This window comes from Parafrankia colletiae (assembly GCF_001854655.1).
GTDB lineage: Bacteria > Actinomycetota > Actinomycetes > Frankiales > Frankiaceae > Parafrankia > Parafrankia colletiae.
Window position 1 is genome coordinate 1 of record NZ_MBLM01000168.1, and the last position, 5,319, is coordinate 5,319.

General features: G+C 68.4%; 1 protein-coding gene and 2 pseudogenes. All 3 read left to right on the forward strand.

Annotated elements, in window-relative coordinates; translation table 11 throughout:
* Positions 1–545: 545 nt before the first annotated feature.
* The gene (locus CC117_RS31660) at positions 546–2,459 is read left to right on the forward strand and encodes a diguanylate cyclase (protein WP_131803170.1); all 1,914 of its coding nucleotides are present in this window, start codon (positions 546–548) and stop codon (positions 2,457–2,459) included.
* Between the two features lie 1,072 nt (positions 2,460–3,531).
* Positions 3,532–3,840: pseudogene (locus CC117_RS31665) on the forward strand (DDE-type integrase/transposase/recombinase); the annotation flags it as partial.
* Positions 3,841–3,980: 140 nt separating this feature from the next.
* Positions 3,981–5,117, forward strand: a pseudogene (locus tag CC117_RS31670) (IS256 family transposase); the annotation flags it as partial.
* Between the last annotated feature and the right edge of the window lie 202 nt (positions 5,118–5,319).

The following is a 5,319-nucleotide window of genomic DNA, read 5'->3' on the forward strand; positions in this document are numbered from 1 at the left end:
GGCGGAGGCGGCGGAGGCGGCGGAGGCGGCGGGCTGCCAGCCGCGGCGCCGGCAGTGCTCTCGGCCGTCCCGGGAACGCCTTACTACACCGGATGATCACAGGTGCCCGGCCGGTGGCCCTCCGTCCTGCTCGGCGGAAGGGTCACCGGTCGCGGCCCGGCGTCCAGGGTCAGCTGGTGGCTCGACGACGGCGCCGGCCGGTCGGCGGGGAAGCCGTTTCACTGCGCAACGCGCGACCGAGGACCTCGCTCAGCGCCGCCGAGGTCTCCCGCGCCGGCTTGCCGGCGGACATGCGCAGCATCACCGCAAGCTGCAGCGCGTGCAGCAGGAGCAGGGCTGTCGCTCCGGGCTGCGCTGACCGTGGCGGACAGCAGAGACGACGGAGCGGCGAACAGTGCACCGGCGTCGTTGGGTGACAGCACCAGCCGCTTATCCGGCGAAAAACGTCCTATGACCGGCTCTGACCCGCGCGGAAAGTAAACACATTCGCCGCGAATGCCCGGCACCGACCATCGTGTTACCGTCGTTTTGACGGCAGCAAACAAGTGATCGGTCCGACAGGACGGCGGGCGCGCGGCGCGATGGCGTATCGGCAGTTATTCGAGCAGCCAGGTCGGGAGCCGGAGGGCATCCGGCTCCGCGGTCTGCTGCCGGCCCTGCCGGAACGCGGTCCCGGGCACGACTGCGCACCGCGCGACATCGTCCGGCAGTCCTGGGCACGCGCCCGCGACTACGCGGTACCTCCTGTACTCGCAGATGCCCGGTACGTCGAGGTCGAGACGGACTCCCCGTTCGCCCGGGTCGCCCGGCCGGTGCTGAGCGCGGCCGTCGAACGGCTGACCGGGGTCGCGGTCATCGGGATGCTCGCTGACGCGAACGGCCTCCTGCTCTTCCATGCCGGTGGCGATCGCACCTTCGAGCGCAGCGCGATGGAAAGCGGGCCGATTGTCCCCGGATTCGATTTCTCGGAAGCGATCATCGGCACGAACGGGATTGGCACCGCGCTGACCCTCGGGCACCCGGTTCTGATCGATTCCTGGGAGCACTTCACGGTGGGTGGCAAGTCATATTCGTGCGGTGCCGCTCCCGTGCACGGCCCTGGTTTCGGCTCCATCGTCGGCCTGGTCAACTTCACCTGCGCCGCACAGGACACGAGCCCGCTCCTGCTGGCCATGGCGTCCACCGTCGCCGCACAGATCGAACGTGAGCTGATGGTCACGGACCTCGCCGACCTGGCGAACACCTGCCGATCCAGYGACCCGACAGCGCTGCGGGCGCTGGTGGTCGCCGAGCGACGCCGGCACGTACTGCGGGGACGCCTCAACCAGGCCGCGATCCGCGCGGCGACGACCGACGTCCGCTGCCTGCTGAGCCAGGTGATGGGCGCGGTCACCCAGCTGCTGCCGGTAGAGGCGGTGTGGGTGCTGCGCCGCCAGGAGTCGGGAACACTGCGGGTCGTGGCCACCTGGGGCGACGTCGCCGCCGGCACCCTCGGTGAGCCGTTACCGGCCGACATCGCCGACTCCGTCCTGAGCTCCGCCCACGGCCGCGGCACCTCCGCGCACGCCGGGCGGTCATGGCCACTCCCCGGGCACCGGCACCCCTCCGGATCCTGGCTCGCCGCCGCACCGGCCGCCGGCCCGACGCCGCAGCCCGACGCCGTCTTCGGGCCCGGACCACCCGTCCAGCCGACCTCCACCTCCGCGCTCCCCCCCGCACCGGTGCGCACCGCCACACCCGGCTCTCCCGGTGCAGTTCCACCTCTCGGCGGGCCGGCGCCCTCCGCGGCAACAGGCAGCTGCCTGATCGTCGCCGCTCTGGCCACCAGACCCGACGAGGCCACCTACGACCTGCTCGCCGAGATCGCCACCGCGTGTGACACCGCTGCCAGTTTCGAGGAGATCAGGCACCAGGCGACCAGCGACTGCCTCACCGGCCTGCCGAACCGGCGCCGCTTCCTCGAACTGGCGCAGGCCAGGCTCCAGCAATGCCGGTGGAACGGCCAGCCCTTCGCCGTACTCATGATCGACATCGACCGTTTCAAGCAGGTCAACGACACCTTTGGCCATGCCACCGGCGACGAGGTGCTCGCCACCGTCGCCGCCAGCATCCGCGCCACCCTGCGGGCCGGCGACATCGTCGGCCGGATCGGCGGCGAGGAGATCGCCGTGATCACCGACTACGACCCCCCCGATCTGGCCGAGCGCCTCCGCCAGACCATCGCCGCACTCGCGTTCCGCACCGCGCGCGGTACTCTTGGGGTGACCGTCAGCGTCGGCACCGCTCAGCTCGCCCCCGTCGACACCACCCTCGCGGACGTCCTCGACCGCGCCGACTGCGCTCTCTACGCAGCCAAGAACTCGGGCCGCAACCGCGTGGTCGATGCCCCCCACCCCGCCTCCTGCGCCAACCTCCCCCGCGCCCAGGCCTCCCTCTCGACGGGGGGTTCGGTACGATGACTCCCAGCAGGGCCGTTAGCTCAATTGGCAGAGCAACCGGCTTTTAAACGACTCGAATGTCGCCCCAACACCCGGGCCGGCGGCGACCAAGAGGGCTCCTACCTGGATGGTTGGAAAATCCAATCGACCTACGATCGCCACTGGGTAGCCCCGTGCGCTCGATGTGTGCTCATTCGGCAGGACGCAGCCATCGACGGCCCGCCCTGCAATGCCGCACCCGATGGCTAATCTCGACGTCACCCCCGGGAAATATCCGATCCGCCAGATGCAGACCGCGACCRCGCCGCCCGCGGCCAGCCCCCAGCCAGCGCCGTTACCAACTGGYCATGGCCCCATTCGATTACAAGACGGAACACCGCGTAWCTGAACATACCGGAACGTGCCGCATCGTGCCGCAAAATCCGAGGTCAGGGCGTTTTCGGTGCCGGAACGTGCCGGCCGATGCCACGCCGTGCCGGAGCATCCGCGCACACAATGCGCCCACATGTCCGGCGGATCTAGGTCAGCGCCTGAGCGATGTCAATGCCTCGCCAGCGCACGCCACCAAAGGCTTCTCTGGTAGCGCTCCGTAGTCGTTCATGGTGTGGAGATCAGGACCATGCCGTGACCTTCGGGCGAGAAGGCCCACTGCGCCAGAGCGAAGCCCAGGTTCGTGGGCTACTTGTGGGTGCGGCGCATCATCGACGCCGAGTAGACGGGGCGCCGCAGGCGCCGCCGCGGCCGGCGAGCGTCCCGTGGTGCGAGGAGGGAAACGAACCCCGCAAGGGAAAATATGCGGTTCGTCGGCGCGCCGGGCCAGGGTGGTCACGGCTGTGGGTGGGGAGGAGGTGCGCCGGGCCGCGCCCCCGCTGTGGCCCGACGCCTAACCACCGTAGGTCGTGACGGAGGGCCACGGTGTTGACCTTCCGTGAACGGATCGCTGGCCGGGTTGAGGCGGTAGGCACTGCGTACCGCCGCGCCCACGACTGAGGTGCTGTGGCGGCGGGACGGCATTGTTGCATCGGCGAAGTCCGCCATCACGCGGCTGCCGATCAGTCGTGATCGAAGGAGGGGTCGACGCCGTGTCCGCCCACTGGCTCCGACGTCGGAGTTCGTCGGGTTCCGGTTCCCGCCTGAGGTGGTCGTGCTGGCGATCCGCTGGTACCTACACCGGGACGTCGAGGAGCTGCTCGCTGAGCACGGTATCGACGTTGATCACGTAACTGTGTACCGGTAGGTCCAACACTTCACGCCCTTGCTGGTCGACGCCGCGCGGCCCTGCCGGCACCGTCCTGGTGACAGCCGGTTCGTCGACGAGACGTATGCCAAGGTCGCCGGACGGTGGACGTACAGGGCGGTTGACCAGCACGGGCAGGTCATCGACGTCCTCGCCAGCGGACGCGCGGCCAGGAGTGGAGTCCAGGGACGTGGTGTACGGATCGTGATCGTCTAGCGACTCGCCGGAGTGGCGGTCCGTGACGTAGAGCGACCACCGCGTGATCCTTTTCGAGAACCGCGAAGAACTCGAGGAGGAGATACGCGATGGCCGTGCGTCCGACTGTGACCGATGCCGAGGGTTTCGGCAAGGAACTGATGGCAGCGAGTCCGGATCTGCTGGGCTCGATGGTGAAGGCGTTCGCGGAGGCGTTGATGGGCGCCGAGGTGGACGGTGTCTGCAATGCGGAATATGGCGAGATATCCCCGGAGCGGGTGAATCGGCGGAACGGCTATCGGGCGCGGGAGTGGGATACCCGGGCGGGGACGATCGAGCTGGCGGTACCGAAGCTGCGTCAGGGGTCGTATTTCCCGGAATGGCTGCTGACCCGACGCCGACGTGCCGAGCAGGCGCTGATCTCGGTGGTGGCCACCTCCTATCTGCTTGGGGTTTCCACGCGCCGCGTCGACAAGCTGGTCGAACAGCTCGGCGTCGCGAACATCTCGAAGTCGCAGGTGTCGGTGCTGGCGAAGCAGCTCGACGCCCAGGTCGAGGCGTTTCGGTCGAGGCCGTTGGACGCCGGCCCGTACCGGTTCGTCCAGGCGGATGCGTTGACGATGAAGGTCCGCGAGGACGGCCGGGTGATCAACGTGCACTGCCTGCTCGCCGTCGGGGTCAACGGCGACGGGCACCGGGAGATCCTCGGCCTCGACGTCGTGAGCAGCGAGGACGGCGCCGGCTGGCTGGCGTTCTTCCGCGGCCTGGTCGCCCGCGGCCTGTCCGGAGTGCGGCTGGTGACCTCCGATGCCCACCGAGGGCTGGTGAACGCGATCGGGTCGACACTGCCCGGTGCGTCGTGGCAAAGGTGTCGGGCGCATTACCTCCGCGACTTGTCGAACGTGGCCCCGAAGTCGTCGCAGCCGTGGGTCGCCACGCTGGTGAGAACCGTCTTCGAGCAGGCCGACGCGACCGCGGTCGGTGTGCAGTTCGACCGAGTTGTCGAAGCTCTCACTGAGAAGCTTCCCAAAGCCGYCGACCATCTCTCCCACGCGAAATCCGACCTGCTCGCGTTCACTGCCTACCCGCGGCAGATCTGGAAGCAGATTTGGTCGTCGAACCCGCAGGAGCGCCTGAACAAGGAAATCCGCCGCCRCACCGACGTCGTCGGCATCTTCCCCGACCGGGACGCCATCATACGGCTCGTCGGTGCCGTCCTGGCTGAACAACACGACGAGTGGATCGAAACCAATGCCGCTTAGTTAGGGAGCTGGTTCCGTTGTCAACGGCGACGCGCTCAACGAGGCGACATCAAGCCGACATGCTTTCCCCCGTGCGAGTCATAGCTTCTACAACACACGCCGGTGATTGATTGATCGGGACGTCGATAGAATGCCGGTGTGTCGCGTCTCCCGGATGCCCTTGAACTGCCCGCAGTCACCAGTGACC